The 14839-nt window shown below is 39.1% G+C and carries 11 protein-coding genes; all 11 read left to right on the top strand.

The genetic code is table 11. The features are described 5' to 3' along the window. Positions 1–352: 352 nt before the first annotated feature. Positions 353–3169, top strand: a complete 2817-nt coding sequence (locus ABD769_RS17650; RefSeq protein WP_344852709.1) for a TonB-dependent receptor — start codon at positions 353–355, stop codon at positions 3167–3169. Between the two features lie 156 nt (positions 3170–3325). Continuing rightward, on the top strand, positions 3326–3928 hold the full coding sequence (gene cysC / locus ABD769_RS17655) for an adenylyl-sulfate kinase (RefSeq protein WP_344852710.1): 603 nt from the start codon (positions 3326–3328) through the stop codon (positions 3926–3928). Between the two features lie 483 nt (positions 3929–4411). Continuing rightward, positions 4412–7441 carry a SusC/RagA family TonB-linked outer membrane protein gene (locus tag ABD769_RS17660; protein ID WP_344852711.1) on the top strand — a complete coding sequence of 1010 codons (3030 nt, stop codon included), beginning with the start codon at positions 4412–4414 and terminating at the stop codon, positions 7439–7441. Between the two features lie 11 nt (positions 7442–7452). Continuing rightward, the gene (locus ABD769_RS17665) at positions 7453–8955 is read left to right on the top strand and encodes a RagB/SusD family nutrient uptake outer membrane protein (protein ID WP_344852712.1); all 1503 of its coding nucleotides are present in this window, start codon (positions 7453–7455) and stop codon (positions 8953–8955) included. 54 nt (positions 8956–9009) lie between these two features. Further along, a complete protein-coding gene (locus tag ABD769_RS17670) occupies positions 9010–10017 on the top strand; it encodes a discoidin domain-containing protein (RefSeq protein ID WP_344852713.1) in 1008 nt (335 codons plus the stop codon). Between the two features lie 121 nt (positions 10018–10138). Continuing rightward, positions 10139–10597: a hypothetical protein gene (locus ABD769_RS17675; RefSeq protein WP_344852714.1), complete on the top strand. Its 459-nt coding sequence runs from the start codon at positions 10139–10141 to the stop codon at positions 10595–10597. Between the two features lie 57 nt (positions 10598–10654). Beyond that, complete coding sequence (locus tag ABD769_RS17680; protein ID WP_344852715.1) at positions 10655–10966, top strand: type II toxin-antitoxin system HigB family toxin; 312 nt, start codon at positions 10655–10657, stop codon at positions 10964–10966. Continuing rightward, complete coding sequence (locus tag ABD769_RS17685; RefSeq protein ID WP_344852716.1) at positions 10950–11309, top strand: helix-turn-helix domain-containing protein; 360 nt, start codon at positions 10950–10952, stop codon at positions 11307–11309. Before ABD769_RS17680 ends, ABD769_RS17685 begins: the two co-directional genes overlap by 17 nt. Positions 11310–11704: 395 nt before the next feature. Then, positions 11705–12118 (top strand): 30S ribosomal protein S12, encoded by a 414-nt coding sequence (gene rpsL, locus ABD769_RS17690; protein WP_008244597.1) that lies wholly within the window; start codon positions 11705–11707, stop codon positions 12116–12118. 17 nt (positions 12119–12135) lie between these two features. Further along, on the top strand, positions 12136–12603 hold the full coding sequence (rpsG, locus tag ABD769_RS17695; protein ID WP_025145241.1) for a 30S ribosomal protein S7: 468 nt from the start codon (positions 12136–12138) through the stop codon (positions 12601–12603). Between the two features lie 95 nt (positions 12604–12698). Beyond that, a complete protein-coding gene (gene fusA / locus ABD769_RS17700) occupies positions 12699–14813 on the top strand; it encodes an elongation factor G (protein WP_344852717.1) in 2115 nt (704 codons plus the stop codon). The last annotated feature ends 26 nt before the right edge of the window (positions 14814–14839 follow it).

A 14839-nucleotide genomic window follows, 5' to 3' on the forward strand; every position in this document is an offset into this window, starting at 1 on the left:
TGAGCGTAATTAATGCCGTTAGAAACAAAATAGCGCTAAGAATTGCTGCTGTTATTAAAAACCAGGAGAGCTATAAAAATAACTTTAATATTGCCGCTTAAAATTTGTTTTTATCATAACAATCATTTCGAGCGAAGTGGAGAAATCTGCTGAGTATGTTCAGATAGTTTTTCGCTAGCTAATTCTTTTGCAACAAAGCTTGGTAGAATTTTTAAGTTCCAGGTTTCTCCGGCTTCTAAACTTCTGAAAAAAAGTATATTTTTTTGTCACACTTTCCACTTTTTGGTGTCTTATAGTTGAAACCTTAAAAAAAGGTTAATCAAACAAACCAACAAAAAAGACAATTTTAAGTATGAAAACCTATTTATGGATATTGCTGTGCGTATTATCTACGAAAGTCTTCGCACAACAGGCGGGTAATATAAATGGAAAAATTATTGATAGAAAAACAGATCAGCCTATTGAATATGTAGGAATTATTTTATCGAATAAAGCCGATTCAACCAAAAAAGTAGGGGTGGTAACCAATAAAGCCGGGGAATTTTCTTTTAGTACAGTGACCAATGGCGATTATAAAATCAGAATTTCGGCAATGGGATATAACTCCATCACCAAAAACATCAGTGTGAGCGGAAAGGCGATCAACCTTGGCACTTTAAAATTGGAAGAAGACGCCATCTCTTTAAAAGATGTTGCGGTAAGTGGTCGTTATGCCACAGCAACGGTAAAAAAAGATACGCTGGAATTTAATGCCAATGCCTATAAAACCAGACCAAATGCTGCGGTAGAAGATCTCTTAAAGAAACTCCCGGGTGTAACGGTTGATAAAGACGGGAGTATTTTGGTGCAGGGACAAAAGGTTACCCGCTTAACTGTTGATGGTAAAGACTTTTTTGGTACCGACCCAAAAACCGCAACCAAAAACCTGCCTGCCGATGCCATTGCAAAAGTACAATTGATTGACAGCAAAACGCAGGAAGCGAAAGCCACAGGAATTGATGATGGCCAGCGCGAAAAAGTATTGAACCTCACCATTAAAGAAGACAAGAAAAAAGGCTGGTTTGGTAATGCTAACCTTGCCGGTGGAACAACCGATAAATATGGAAGTTATTTAAGTGCTAACCATTTTAATAAGAACCTGCAATTTGCCGTTTTGGGCATGAGCAACAATACGAACGATGCCAGTTTTGGTTACGATGACCTGAGCAGTTTCAGCGGGGGCAATATCGGTAATATTTTTGCTCCACCGGCAGGCGGAAGTTTCTCGATTAATAGCAATAATGGTAAAACCACCATTGGCGGCAGCGGTGTTTTTGATAACAATGCCATTGGTTTGTACACTACGCATAGTGGTGGGGTAAATTACAGCAACTCCTGGGGCAAAAACAATAAACTAGCCATTAGCGGCAGTTATTTTACTTATTTCTCTTCCGGTTTGGGCAATAAATTATCCAATATCCAGGATTTAAGCTCGGGTGATATCTTGCGTACTTTGGATAATACCGACCGCAACAGCGATAACCAGGCACACCGTTTCAATTTTAAGGCAGAATATCATCCCGATTCGTTAACAGATATGGTTTTCCGCCCGAATGTAATTTTGAATAGTACCACCAACATTAACAACCGTACTTTTAATGCTAATTTTGATGCTACGGGTAAAGCAAATGATGGAACCCAGTATTATAACCAGCATAATTTCACTCCATCGTTATTTGGTGAGTTTACCGTGCTGAGGCGATTGTCCAATAAAAAAGGTTCATTTTCGCTTCGTTTAAATGGTACACAAAATACCTTTAATTCTGACTGGTTAAATCAATCGCTGCTTAATCAATATATTAATGGCGGCACTACCGTTACTAATATCAACCAACAGGCCAATCAGGAAAATGCTTCAAAAACCTATACCATAAACGGAAATTATGCCAGGCAGTTAAATCAAAAATGGAGCGCCAACCTGGCTTATGGTTATACGCGTAGCATTGTTGATGCGCAGCAGATCACTTTTGATTATAACCCCACTACCGATCGTTACGAAACCATTGTGCCCTCCTTAACCAATACTTTTGATAACCGTAATACCCAGCAAGTTGCTGGTTTGGGTTTTATTTACACCGGAAAAGACTGGACTTATAACTTCGGGTTAAATGCACAGGAGAGTTTGTTAAATGCCAATGTATTTAATAATGTTGGCGCAAATATTGGCAATATCGAAAAATCGTATTATAATTTATTGCCGCGTTTAACGGTTAATTTTAAGAATAAGGCCAACCAAACCATTGCCATTAATTACCGGGCGAGTGTTAATTTACCTTCGGTTACGGATCTCCAACCCGTACAGAACAATACCAATCCGCTATATCAAAGAATTGGTAACCCTGATCTTGAAGCAAGAAAAAATCACCGTTTATCGGTAAACTTCAATACTTTCAGTCCGGATAATAACCATTATTGGAATGGATATTTCCTCTATAACCTGGCTTTTGACGATACCGGGAATGATATTACCTATAATAATGGTATCCAAACGGTTAAACCCATTAACGTAAATGGCAACTATTACCTGCGTGCCGGAACCTATTTCGGAATGCCATCGAAACTTAAAGGTTTAAGAATGAATTATGGTGCGAATTTTTTTACGGAACACAGAACAAACTTAATCAGCGGTGCTAAAAACATAACCAACAGGTTCGAAATCGGTCCGAATATTAACTGGAGTTACGATATAGATGATAAATTTAATGCCGGCATTTTTGCTTATGTGGGTTATACAAAGGTAAACAACAAGGCTGAGTCGGCTATCAACAACAAATATTTCAGTTTGGAAAACACCCTGAACCTCAGTTACGAATTTATAAAAGATTTAAGGGTAGAGGCTGATGTAAACCACATTGGTTCTGCAGGCCGTGCCGATGGATTTAACAACAATTATTTTTTGCTTAATGCCGGGATCAATAAATATTTGATGAAAAGAAGGGTAACCCTGAGCTTAAAAGGTTTTGATATTTTAAACCAGAATACCAGCATCGATAGGATTGTAAACAGCAGCCGGATAGAAGATGTGCGTTACAACAACATTACCCGTTACTTCTACCTTTCTTTAAATTACAAATTAACCAAAGTAGGGGCAAATAACGAAAGAAGTAATCCGCGTAGTACGGTTAATTAACGGTGAACTGCAAATCGTAAACTGGAAAAGCCCTTAACATTTCAATCAGAAAATAATTTAAGGGCTTTTTCTATTTTTGAATATATTAGGTGCTAATTATAAATTTAGCCTTGTATATTTAATTTTTTATTTCGCTAAATAATCCCGGTTAATGCAATGTCTCTCCAAACCGAATCTAAAAAAGGCTTTGATGGCCTCAGTCAAAACGGAATCGTAATCTGGCTTTTTGGCCTGTCGGGTTCTGGGAAAACAACCATTTCTACCTTGTTAAAAGAAAAGCTGGAAGGTGAAGGTTATTTTACAGTGACATTAGATGGCGATGTACTTCGTACGGGCATTAATAAAGACCTGGGTTTTAGCGAATCAGATCGGGCAGAAAACATCAGGCGGGCCGCAGAAATTGCCAAAGTGATGTTAAAAAGTAATATCATTACCATTTGTTCTTTTATTACGCCATTGGTAGAACACCGGGCATTGGCTGCCGAAATTATCGGAGAACAGTACTTTGAAGTTTTTTTAGATTGTCCGCTGGCCATCTGCCAAAAAAGAGATGTGAAAGGTTTATACAAAAATGCCGGCTTAAACCTGATTAAAAATTTTACAGGCGTTAGTGCCAGGTTCGAGCCTGCAATACATGCAGATCTCATTATCAAAACCCATATCGAAAGTCCGGCTGAAAGTAGGGACAAGGTTTTTTCAAATATTATTTCAAAAATAAACCAACATCCACAAATACTTATTGCTAATCCCGGGCACTAATTCATTTCCCCTTCTTTTTATTCTTCAAAGTTGATTTTAGGGGTATTTTTATTTCTTTTAGGTAAAAAATCTTAACGCAAACGTTTGTTAGTTTTTTTAGCAAATGGTATTCATCTGTTTTCTTATACAGATTTCCTGAATTATTGATTCGAAAAAACAGTTTCAATAATATTAAAAGGATGTTCCTGTATCAAGTTTCTATTGCCACCCGGTAAGAGCTATAAAATCGCCCTATTTCTTTATTTATAATCAAACGTTTGCGTGGTGTTTGAAGTTTTTGTGCGTTTTAAATCGCCTAAATTAGGTTTGGAAAGAGAAAATATGAAGGTTAACCCGCTTCAATACGCCCTTCTTTTTTCAACGAGCGAGCAACAAACATCCTAAAATTCTTATGCATAAAAAAGATAGTTAGCCTATGATTTAAAAAGAAGAAATCTGAATTATCTCGCCACATCCTATCAACTAACTTAAAACAACATTAACATGAAGATCAAATCTTTACTGATTTTTGGTGCAGTTGGCTTATTATGGCTTAACGAAAGTAAAGCTTTTGCCGATGTAAACCACTACACAACCCTTAATCCCAGGGCAATGGCCCCAAACCATTTTGCCGATATTACCATTAAAGGAAAAATAACCGATAAATCTGGTCCGGTTCCCGGGGCAACTATTACATTAAAATCCAATCCGGCTATAGGCACTTCTACCGATGGAGCTGGTAATTTTGCAATCACTGTGCCTGCCGATGGCATTTTGATCATTAAATCTGTAGGTTATAAAACACAGGAAATTCCTGTGCAGGGCAAAACTACAATCAACATTAGCCTCGAAGAAGAAAATAACAACCTGAGCGATGTGGTTGTAGTGGGTTACTCATCAAAAAAGCAGGGCGAATTGTCGAGTTCCGTTTCAATAATTTCTGCCGAAAAGTTAAAAGGTGTAGCATCTAACGATGTAATTTCCATGATCCAGGGTAAAGCCCCTGGCGTAGTGGTTTCTTCTGGCTCTGGCGATCCAACTTCTGCACCTAAAATGACAATAAGAGGTATTGGTAGTATCAATGGTGGTACAGCACCTTTGTTGGTGGTTGATGGAAATATTCTCGGCGCTTACGGTACCGAAGGTGCTACCTATAGCCCGAATGATGTAGAATCGATTACCATTTTAAAAGATGCTGCTGCAACTGGTTTGTATGGGTCGCGTGCAGGGAGCGGGGTAATTATCGTTACCACCAAAACAGGTAAAGCAGGCGAAGCTAAAATAGAATTCAGTTCAACGGTAGGTTTTAACTCTCCTTCAACCGGTAATTTTAAATTGATGAACAGTCAGCAATTGTATGATTATCAAAAAACATTTTCCAATCCAGATCCATCAGTTTTAAAAAATGATACCAACTGGTGGGATCTGGCAACGCGGAACGGTATGACCCAAAACTATACTGTATCTGCTTCAGGAGGTACCGAAAAAACACGGTATTATGTTGCGGGTAATTTTTACAGGGAGCAGGGAACAGTGGTTAATAATGACAAAAATGCATATAACCTGCGTGCAAACCTGAATAGCCAGTTAACTAAAAAACTAAAATTAAGTTTATTGCTAAATGGAGTTTTTACAAGAAATAATTACGCCAACAGTAATTCTTTGGGCGATGGATATTTAAACCTTCCTTTCGACCCTGCTTACAATGCCGATGGTACGCCGGTTGATCCGCGGATTACACCAACTTGGAAAGGCCGTGATGTAGAAAACTTTCTTCATTCTACGCAGTACAATCTTTCTTACCAAAGAAGCCTGAATTTAAGTGCTGATGTGAATTTAGATTATAACATTGTAAAAAACTTAACTTTCTCCAGTTATAACAGAACCACTTTTTACAACACGTTTGCTGTAGATTATTACGATAAAAGAACCAAAGAGGGCGGAGCAACCAATGGCTCGCTTTACAATTCTACCACCTACAAAAACAGGTTGTTAAGCTCTAACAGACTGAAATATGAAAACAGCTTTGGCGAAAACCATTTAACCGTACTGGCAGTTGGCGAAGCTGAAAAATCGTACTATGATGACGCTTACTCAAACGGGAAAAACCTTCCGGCCGGCCGGCCGGTAATGTCTACTGCAACCGATATTATCAGCAATCCATCGGGTGGAACCAACGAGTATAATTTTAGTAAATATTTAAGCCAGGTTGATTATAACTATGCAGGTAAATATTTTGCAATAGCATCTTTTGTACACGAAAACTCATCACGTTTTGGTTTGAATAAAAGTGGGGGCGACTTTTATCAGTTAGGAGCATCATGGATTTTAAGTAATGAAACATTTTTGAAAGACGTTAAACCAATTAGTTTCTTAAAGTTAAGAGCCAGTTATGGTACAACAGGTAATGCCGAAATTGGCGATTATCCTTCATTAGGATTATATGCCATCGATGCATCGGCCAGTTATGGTGGTTTGCCAGGGGCAAGGCCTGATCAGAAAGGCAATCCTGATTTAACCTGGGAAAAGCAAAAAACGGCTAACATTGGTTTTGATATCGGTTTTTGGAACAGGATAGATTTAACAGTTGATTTATATGATAAACGCTCAAATGCTTTATTGTTTAAAGTTCCATTGCCATCAACCGATGGTTACGGTTATATTTTTCAAAACGTTGGAGCTTTAAAAAACAGAGGTCTGGAGTTCAATTTAACCACTAAAAATTTTACCGGAGAATTTAAATGGGAAACCAATTTAAATATGGCCTTTAACCGCAATACAATTTTAGGCTTAACAGAGGGAAAAGATGCCATTACACCGGGTGGTTCGCAACCTAAAGCCGTAGGGCACGATATTTACGATTACAAAATGCCGATATGGGCAGGTGTAGATCCGAATAATGGCGATCCGCTATGGGAAAAAGTGATTACTGATGCAGACGGGGTAAACCATATTGCGGTAACCAACACCTACTCACAGGCAACCCGCCAATATACAGGTACATCGGCCTCGCCAAAATTTACCGGTGGTTTTACCAATACCTTTAGCTATAAAGGTGTTTCACTGAGTGCATTTTTCAATTTTGTTTACGGTAACGAGGTGTACAACAATAGCCGTGCTTATTTTGATAACGATGGCTTGTACGAAAGCTATAATGCCATGGTATTAAAATCGGGATGGAGCAGATGGGAAAAAGTTGGAGATATTGCTACACACCCAAAACCGGTGTTAGGTGGTAACCACGATTCCAATCAGCAATCATCGCGTTACCTGGAAGATGGAAGTTATATCCGCTTGCGCAACATTACGCTCGGTTATCAGATTCCAGCCAGCTGGTTAAGTAAAATTAAAATAAGTAGTGCCAGAATTTTTGTTAGCGGAGATAATTTATGGACAGGGACCAAGTTTTCGGGTATAGATCCTGAGGTTGTACTTGCACCAGATGATAATGATCCCAATGTTATTCCGGGTAGTTCTAGTTTTAGATACCCGATCAGCAAAAAAATATTGTTTGGTGTAAACATTAGTTTATAGGAGAGGAAAAAATGAAAGCGAATCAAATTAAAATATATATAGTTGCACTTGCACTGATTTTTAGTGTAAGTAGATGTAAAAAGGAAGTAAAACCATCAACAGCCATAGATGACGAATCTGCATTGACAAATCCTGGTGATATCGAGACTGCAACAATTGGTACTTATGCGGTATTGCGGAATGCGACCTATGTGCGCAGTGCTCATTTTTTAACAGAATTTCAGGGGGATAATGTGGCCCAGGGACAACCATCTTCTGATGATCTTTCAAGGTGCTACCGTTATACCCACATTCCTACAGGAACACACGGCGCTAACTTTTGGAAACAGGCTTATTACGTTATAGTTGCTGCAAATAAGATTATAGCAGCTATTCCGGATAATTCGAGTGCGGATTTAAAGCAGCTTAAAGGTGAAAATCTTTACCTGAAAGGAATGATGGAGTTTAACCTGGTTCGCGTTTTTGGAAGACCATATACACAGGGTAACGGCGAAAACCCCGGTGTTCCCATTTTAAAGGAGGGTGTACCCGCGGGCACTCCGGCAAGAAATACAGTTAAAGAAGTATATGCTGCTGCCATTGCCGATTTATTAAAAGCAGCCGATTTAATGACTGTAGCAAAAGCAGACATTTTTGCTTCTAAAGAAGTTGCCTATGCTTTGCTGTCACGTATTTATTTAAATATGGGCGATAATGCTAATGCGATAAAATATGCTGATCTGGTAATTGCTTCCGGTCGTTATAAATTACTTCAGGGAGCCGATTATGCCAGTTATTTTACTAAAACACCTGAAGCCAATTCGGAAACTATTTTTGCCATCCGTTATACCAAAACAGAAGATCAGGATTTTGGCGCCATCGGCTCCATGTATTATAGCGGTACGCCAGGTGCTTTATCTACCCCGGGAGCCCAGGGTAATACCGGTTACGGCGAAATTTATGCTTCTCAGCAATATGTGGCAGAGCTGGATAAAAATCCTGCAGATTTAAGGCACAGTTTTATTGCTCCTTACAAAATTAACGGTGTGTTGCAGGTAAATACCAAGATTGCGCCAAATGTGCCGATGTATTATGTAACCAAATATAATTTGCAGGAAGGAATTGCAAATTTAAGTTCGCCGGTTTACCTGCGTTTGGCCGAAATGTATTTAAACAAAGCTGAAGCCAATGCCAAACTGGGCAATGCGCAACTGGCACTTGATGATGTAAACCTGATCAGAACGAGAGCAGGAATCCCGGTTTTAACGCTTGCAGGCATTGCTGCAGAAAATAAAACAGCTTTGGATGTAGTTTTGGAAGAACGCAGACTCGAATTTGCTTTTGAAGGACAGCGCGCTTACGATTTGTTCAGGAACAACAGACCGATGACAAGAAACTATCCGGGTACCCATGCCTTAAATAACACTCCCAATACCAACATTACGCAAACCATTTTGCCAACTGATGCCCGTGTTATTTTTTATGTTCCGCAATACGAGATAGACAATAACAAAAACCTAACGCAAAATCCTTAGTGCATTTATGGTAACAATCATGGCTTTATCACCATTGAAATCAAAATTAAAGAGATGAAAAATATAAAAATATATGTCATTTACCTTCTTTTTGCAGGTTTGGCAATAAGTTGTAAAAAGGAGAAGAGTGCCGAGCTGACTTCCAATTTAGAAGAGGTTGTGTTAGACCGTACAGGCTGGAGTGCTACAGCCTCCAGTCAGGAAACAGCTAACCTTCCGGCAACTGTTTTAGATGGTAATACGGATACCTTTTGGAGTTCGAATGCTACAGCTGCATTTCCACATTGGTTATTAATCGATATGAAAAAACAGACCATAGTAACAAAAATCGGTTTAACTACGAAACAGGGCGACCCGAAAGGTTTTACCAAATTCAGACTGGAGGGCAGTAATGATGGAACCAGTTTTACCGCTATTGGCGAGCTTGCGTTTAATCCTGCCACTTATACCGAACAGGCATTTACCTTATCGCCGGCAAGGAATGTGCGTTACCTTAAGTTAACCGCTTTAGAAAAAGCTGCAACGCAAAAGGGTAATATTACTTTTTTAGCAGAATTTAGCGTAACAGGTTTGCAGGAAAGAAAACCGCTTACCGATATTGCATTGAGCAAAACAGGGTGGACGGCAACAGCTTCGAGCGAAGTAAATTTTCCGGGCGATGAATTGAACCTGGCCTCAATGATTGTAGATCCTATATCTACCAAAAGCCCGATACCTGATGATTCACAAGTTCCCTCGTTTTGGCAGGTCGATTACGATGTGTTACATCCATACCCGCATTGGATTATTGTTGATATGAAAAAGGCGAGTTTACTTTCTTACATCGGCCTTAACGCCCATACCGACCCGAAACAGGGTTTTAGCAAATTTTCTATTTCGGGAAGTGTAGATGGTACAACTTTTACCCAATTGGGCGATAACCGGAATTTTAATCCGACCACGGTTAATGAGCAAAAATTTGCCGTTTCGCCAACAGCTCCAATCCGTTATGTCAAAATTACTTTGCTCGAAGGTGCCAGTTACCCTTGCCTCGCTAATTTTGAAGGATATGTAAAACTTTAAAATTATGGTAAATTCAAAGAAAGCGATCTTATTTAAGATCGCTTTCCTTGTTTAAAGCCTCTTTTGTATAGTTTATTAACTGATAAACAATATCTTTGAGTGGTATTTTATCCTGTTATCTATGAAGAAAACGCTACTATTTATTTTCACCATTATATTAACATTATCTTTTTCGGGCTGTAAAAAAGGCAGCATCAAAAACCTGAACAACATTACCTACGGTTCATCTTTTGGCATGTGTGTGGGCTATTGCTCCAGCAGTTTAGTGATCAGCGACTTAAAACTTACCTTTTCCAAATCGAAAAATGCCCAGCCAGCCGATACCAAAACCTGTAGTAAAACAATTTCGGAAGCAGATATAGATGCCATTAAAAGCGAACTCAACATCAATAAGATTTCGAACCTGCCAGAAGTAATCGGGTGCCCTGATTGTGCCGATGGCGGGGCCGAATGGATTTCAATCAATGCCGATGGCAAACAATATAAAATTACCTACGAGTACGGTAAAGCACCGAAAGAACTAGAAGCGGCGGTAGCTAAACTAAAAGTGCTTAAAGATAGTTTTAAGGATTGTAATTGAGGTAATTAATTTGTTTTGTTACCATTTTGGTAATATATTTGCTATATTGATTTAGTTATGCGCATTATCGCAAAAAAGACACTCGTTAATTTCTATCAAAAACATGCTGCTGCAAAGGCAGGGTTATCAGCTTGGTATGGTGAAGTGTTGGAACAAAACTGGGATAAACCTGGAGATATCGTTCAATTTTATGCCACTGCTGATGTGATCACAGGAAAGCGATTTGTTTTTAATATTAAAGGTAATCATTACAGGTTAATAATAGACGTTGAGTTTAAATTGAAGATCGTTTTTATTGTATGGGTTGGTACACATGCAGAATATGATAAAATTAAAGTTGAGGAGGTTAAATATGTTAAAAGTAATTAAAACCGAAGAGGAATATGAATTGGCTTTAGAAAAAGCCTATTCGCTGATGCAGAAAGATATTGAGTTAAATACGAAGCTTGCCGACGAACTTGATTTACTTACCTTATTAATAGAGCATTACGAGGAAACTCATTACCCGATTTTACCCCCATCACCGGTTGAAGCTATTAAGTTCAGGTTAGAGCAATTGGGCAAAAGCCCAAGCGAACTTTCTAAAATTCTGGGAGCACGGAGCCGTCAATCTGAAATATTGAGCGGCAAACGCAAATTAAGCCTCGCCATGATACGTAAACTTCATGAAGTACTTCATATCCCTGCAGAGAGCCTCATCAGTGCATACTAATTTAAAGAATGTAGTTAAAGTGATTCTAAATATGTAACCCTTTAAAAGTTACCGTTATTTCAAGCGGAGCGCAGCGTAATCAAGAACCACGTAAGTGCTCAGCGTAGTAAATCTATCTCGAGGTAGATCTCTCCGCTGCTTTCCAGTAGAGGTGACGAATTTATTTCGTACTCCCGGCAAATTAAAAGCTGCCAGCTGAAAACTATCAGTTGCCAACTCATTTATAACCTCTTAATTCCCAACTCGAAACTAAAAACTCCTGCCTCCAAACTTTTTACGCTAACCCCTTGATTTTTAAAAAGAATTGTTCTACTTTTGCAGTCCGTTTTATGGGCTATCTGTGAAGATGCCGGGGGAGCGGTAAATTTTTTAAATAAAAAACATAAAAAAGCACAATGCCAACCATTCAACAATTAGTTAGAAAAGGTAGAGTAGCACTGGAGTTCAAGAGTAAGTCTCCAGCGTTGGACAGCTGTCCACAGCGAAGAGGTGTATGTACACGTGTGTACACCACTACCCCTAAAAAACCAAACTCAGCAATGCGTAAAGTAGCCCGTGTTCGTTTAACGAACGGTAAAGAGGTGAATGCATACATTCCTGGAGAAGGTCACAACTTACAGGAGCACTCTATCGTATTGATCCGTGGTGGTCGTGTTAAAGATTTACCAGGTGTACGTTACCACATTATCCGTGGTGCATTAGATACATCAGGTGTAGCTGGTCGTAACCAACGTCGTTCTAAATACGGTACTAAACGTCCTAAACCAGGTCAAGTAGCTGCGGCGCCAACTAAAGGTAAAAAGAAATAATCGGGAGGAAATAAGAAATGAGAAAGTCAAAACCAAAAAAGAGAATTATTCTTCCTGATCCAAAATTCAATGATGTTCAGGTAACCCGTTTTGTAAATAACATGATGTACGATGGAAAAAAATCTATCGCTTATTCAATCTTTTACGATGCTGTTGAAATTGCTGAGAAAAAAGCAGGTGAAAACGGTTTAGAGGTATTTAAACGTGCATTAACTAACATTATGCCAGCTGTAGAGGTTAAATCTCGTCGTGTTGGTGGTGCTAACTTCCAGGTTCCAACTGAGGTTAGACCAGAGCGTAAAACAGCTTTAGGTATGAAATGGTTAATTTTATATGCTCGTCGTCGTGGTGAAAAAACGATGAAAGAGAAATTAGCTGGTGAAATCGTAGCTGCCGCTAAAGGTGAAGGCGCTGCTGTTAAAAAGAAAGAAGATACGCACAAAATGGCTGAGGCTAACAAAGCGTTCTCTCACTTCAGATTCTAATAATAAAAATGTTTGAATGATTGGATTTTGAATGAATGAATGTTTTTTTAACCATTCGCTCATTCTCTAATTCAATCATTCTCTAATTAAATACAATGGCAAGAGATTTAAAATTTACAAGAAATATTGGAATCGCGGCTCACATTGATGCGGGTAAAACCACAACAACCGAGCGTATTCTTTATTATGCTGGTGTAAGTCATAAAATTGGTGAAGTGCACGAAGGTGCTGCAACAATGGACTGGATGGCACAAGAGCAAGAGCGTGGTATTACCATTACTTCTGCAGCAACTACGGTTAACTGGAAATACAGAAACCAGAACTATCACATGAACATTATCGATACACCGGGACACGTGGATTTTACCGTAGAGGTAAACCGCTCGTTACGTGTATTGGATGGTTTGGTGTTCTTGTTCTCTGCTGTTGATGGTGTTGAGCCTCAATCAGAAACCAACTGGCGTTTAGCAAACAACTATAACGTTGCCCGTATCGGTTTCGTTAACAAAATGGACCGTTCAGGTGCAGATTTCTTAAAAGTTGTTAAACAGGTTAAAGATATGTTGGGTAGTAATGCAGTTCCTTTGCAATTACCTATCGGTTCTGAAGATCAGTTTAAAGGTGTGGTTGATTTGATCAACAACCGTGGTATCGTTTGGAACGAGCATGATAAAGGTATGACGTTTACTGAAGTGCCAATTCCTGATGATATGATTGATGAGGTTGCTGAGTGGAGAGAAAAATTATTAGAATCAGTTGCTGATTATGATGAGTCTTTGATGGAGAAATTCTTCGAAGCACCAGATACCATCACTGAGCGTGAAGTTTTAGACGCTTTACGTGCAGCTGTGTTAGATGCTAAAATCGTTCCTATGGTTTGTGGTTCATCTTTCAAAAACAAAGGTGTTCAAACCATGTTGGATTACGTGATGGAATTATTGCCTTCGCCTTTAGATTCTGAAGGTGTTGTTGGTACTAATCCTGATACAGGTGCTGAAGTTTTATTAAAACCAAGCATTGAAGAGCCATTTGCAGCTTTAGCATTTAAAATTGCAACTGACCCATTCGTAGGCCGTTTATGCTTTATCCGCGTTTACTCAGGTAACTTAGAAGCCGGTTCTTACGTTTACAATACCCGTTCAGAAAGTAAAGAGCGTATTTCGCGTATCTTCCAGATGCACGCAAACAAGCAAAACCCGGTTCCTAATGTGGCTGCTGGTGATATTGCTGCGGTAGTTGGATTTAAAGATATCAAAACTGGTGATACACTATGTGATGAGAAAAACCCTATCGTTCTTGAATCGATGGTATTCCCTGAGCCGGTTATCGGTTTAGCTATTGAGCCTAAAACTCAGGCTGACGTTGATAAATTAGGTATGGGCTTATCTAAACTGGCTGAAGAAGATCCTACGTTCAGGGTTCAGACAGATCAGGAAACTGGTCAGACAGTTATCTCTGGTATGGGTGAGCTTCACTTAGATATCTTAATCGACCGTTTAAAACGTGAGTTTAAAGTAGAAGTTAACCAGGGTGCACCACAGGTAGCTTACAAAGAAGCTATTTTCGGTACAGCAGAACACCGTGAAGTTTACAAAAAACAATCAGGTGGTCGTGGTAAATTTGCTGATATTAAAGTGGTAATCTCTCCAATTGATGCAGACTTCGAAAAAGGCGGTTTACAGTTCGTAAACGAAATTGTAGGTGGTTCAATTCCTCGTGAATTTATCCCTTCAGTTGAGAAAGGATTTGCTTCTGCAATGGCGAACGGTGTATTAGCTGGTTATCCGCTTCCTGATATGAAAGTACGTTTGATTGATGGTTCATTCCACGCAGTCGATTCAGATGCTTTATCATTCGAGCTTGCTGCCCGTATGGCATATCGTGAGGCTTTACCTAAATGTAGACCATCATTGATGGAGCCAATCATGAAAATCGAAATCTTAACCCCTGAAGAAAACATGGGTGATGTTATCGGTGATATGAACCGTCGTCGTGGCCAGTTACAAGGTATGGATACCCGTAATGGTTCTCAGGTAATCAAAGCATTGGTTCCACTTTCAGAAATGTTCGGTTATGTAACTCAGTTACGTACCATCACTTCAGGTCGTGCAACTTCTACAATGGAATTTGATCACTACGAGCCAGCGCCTAAAAACGTACAAGACGAAGTAATTGCTAAGTCTAAAGGAAGAGTAAAATCTGAAGACTAACTAGTATCAAGATAAAAGTATTAAGT

It is taken from the genome of Pedobacter jeongneungensis (assembly GCF_039538295.1).
Taxonomy (GTDB): domain Bacteria; phylum Bacteroidota; class Bacteroidia; order Sphingobacteriales; family Sphingobacteriaceae; genus Pedobacter; species Pedobacter jeongneungensis.

Coding starts and splice junctions, on each gene's coding strand:
- rpsG (WP_025145241.1), top strand. CDS start 12,136: ATGAGAAAGTCAAAACCAAAAAAGAGAATTATTCTTCCTGATCCAAAA.
- ABD769_RS17665 (WP_344852712.1), top strand. CDS start 7,453: ATGAAAGCGAATCAAATTAAAATATATATAGTTGCACTTGCACTGATT.
- ABD769_RS17680 (WP_344852715.1), top strand. CDS start 10,655: ATGCGCATTATCGCAAAAAAGACACTCGTTAATTTCTATCAAAAACAT.
- fusA (WP_344852717.1), top strand. CDS start 12,699: ATGGCAAGAGATTTAAAATTTACAAGAAATATTGGAATCGCGGCTCAC.
- cysC (WP_344852710.1), top strand. CDS start 3,326: ATGTCTCTCCAAACCGAATCTAAAAAAGGCTTTGATGGCCTCAGTCAA.
- ABD769_RS17670 (WP_344852713.1), top strand. CDS start 9,010: ATGAAAAATATAAAAATATATGTCATTTACCTTCTTTTTGCAGGTTTG.
- ABD769_RS17660 (WP_344852711.1), top strand. CDS start 4,412: ATGAAGATCAAATCTTTACTGATTTTTGGTGCAGTTGGCTTATTATGG.
- ABD769_RS17675 (WP_344852714.1), top strand. CDS start 10,139: ATGAAGAAAACGCTACTATTTATTTTCACCATTATATTAACATTATCT.
- ABD769_RS17650 (WP_344852709.1), top strand. CDS start 353: ATGAAAACCTATTTATGGATATTGCTGTGCGTATTATCTACGAAAGTC.
- ABD769_RS17685 (WP_344852716.1), top strand. CDS start 10,950: ATGTTAAAAGTAATTAAAACCGAAGAGGAATATGAATTGGCTTTAGAA.
- rpsL (WP_008244597.1), top strand. CDS start 11,705: ATGCCAACCATTCAACAATTAGTTAGAAAAGGTAGAGTAGCACTGGAG.